Origin of the sequence: Neorhizobium sp. LMR1-1-1.1, from assembly GCF_040675795.1 — a bacterium.
Classification (GTDB): Bacteria; Pseudomonadota; Alphaproteobacteria; order Rhizobiales; family Rhizobiaceae; genus Neorhizobium; species Neorhizobium cellulosilyticum.
The window spans coordinates 1-1,150 of the sequence record NZ_JBEGHE010000062.1 but is presented as its reverse complement, the minus strand read 5'-3'; the positions used below and the strand labels follow the sequence as shown (position 1 = coordinate 1,150).

Genomic DNA, 1,150 nt, shown 5'->3' with positions numbered 1-1,150 from the left:
ACCCATCCTTCTCATGATGACATCGACGTGTTCTTTGTCGATCAGATCGCTTTTCTAAAGGGCCACGCCGAGCGGCCCACTTGCGTCTGATCTTAAGACCAGCTTCTCGAGATTAAATCCGGGTCCGCGCGGTTAGCAAACGGACATCAATAAGTCATCAGAGGCGCCAAAACCCGAAGGTCAAAACACCAACAATGACCGACCAGAGTGACAAGCTTCCTATCTCCACCGATCCCTCTTTCGTGTCCGGCCGGCTAGGCCATCAACGACATCATAAGGATCAGCTTCAAACCCAGGCTTACCTTGCGGTAAAACCCAGACCTGGAAGCCTCCAGATCAATCTTCTCTTCACGATTTTTGCAGAACAGGCATGCGCTTCATCGAAGCGATGCAAACTTTTACTTCTTCAGAAGACAACGATGCGTTTGGCACCCTCGAAGCAAAGCTTCGCAAGGCCAAGGGCCGTCGGCCATCGTTGGCCGGCCCGTCCGGAGCGCAGCGGTAAAGCCGCGACAGCGTCAGGACACAAAATGGTGGAGCTGAGCGGGATCGAACCGCTGACCCCCTGCTTGCAAAGCAGGTGCTCTCCCAGCTGAGCTACAGCCCCAATCTCTTGGGAACAGCCCGAACTGACAAGATCAGTCAAAGCCCGTTCATCAACACCATACCCGCAAAACCCATCCAGCAGGTCAAATCCGTCACCGCGTCCAGCATCCACTAAAAAGCGAATGGTGGGCCTGGGAAGACTTGAACTTCCGACCCCACGCTTATCAAGCGTGTGCTCTAACCAACTGAGCTACAGGCCCATTCACCTGCAAGGCTTGCACCTTACATCCTGGACACCGAGCTTTGCGGCAATTGTCTTCTTGAAGAAAGAGAAACGTAGTCGGCGGTTTTCGCCATACCATCCGATATCCGAGGATATTCCGTGGCGTATTACGTTGCGATGGTCGCCTGACTGGCGCCATCTATGTTCTAAAAAGCACGGGAAGGTTCATCCTAATCAAGTTAGGCGTTTTACCGGTTCCACAGCTTCCTTAGAAAGGAGGTGATCCAGCCGCAGGTTCCCCTACGGCTACCTTGTTACGACTTCACCCCAGTCGCTGACCCTACCGTGGTTAGCTGCCTCCTTGCGGTTAGCGCACTACCT

General features: G+C 53.7%; 1 protein-coding gene, 2 tRNA genes and 1 rRNA gene. 1 reads left to right on the top strand and 3 read right to left on the bottom strand.

All coding sequences use genetic code 11. The features are described 5' to 3' along the window. Positions 1-370 precede the first annotated feature (370 nt). On the top strand, positions 371-505 hold the full coding sequence (locus MRBLMR1_RS26970) for a hypothetical protein (RefSeq protein WP_500066963.1): 135 nt from the start codon (positions 371-373) through the stop codon (positions 503-505). A 26-nt stretch (positions 506-531) separates the two neighbouring features. Here the strand turns inward: MRBLMR1_RS26970 and MRBLMR1_RS26965 are convergent. From MRBLMR1_RS26965 to MRBLMR1_RS26955, 3 genes are all read right to left on the bottom strand, one after another. After that, positions 532-607, bottom strand: a tRNA-Ala gene (locus MRBLMR1_RS26965). A 122-nt stretch (positions 608-729) separates the two neighbouring features. Next, positions 730-806 (bottom strand) — tRNA-Ile (locus MRBLMR1_RS26960). A gap of 235 nt (positions 807-1,041) precedes the next feature. Continuing rightward, positions 1,042-1,150: ribosomal RNA gene (locus MRBLMR1_RS26955) — 16S ribosomal RNA — on the bottom strand; the annotation flags it as partial.

Excerpts from the sequence above, each read along its gene's own strand:
- MRBLMR1_RS26970 (WP_500066963.1), top strand. The coding sequence starts at position 371 with ATGCGCTTCATCGAAGCGATGCAAACTTTTACTTCTTCAGAAGACAAC.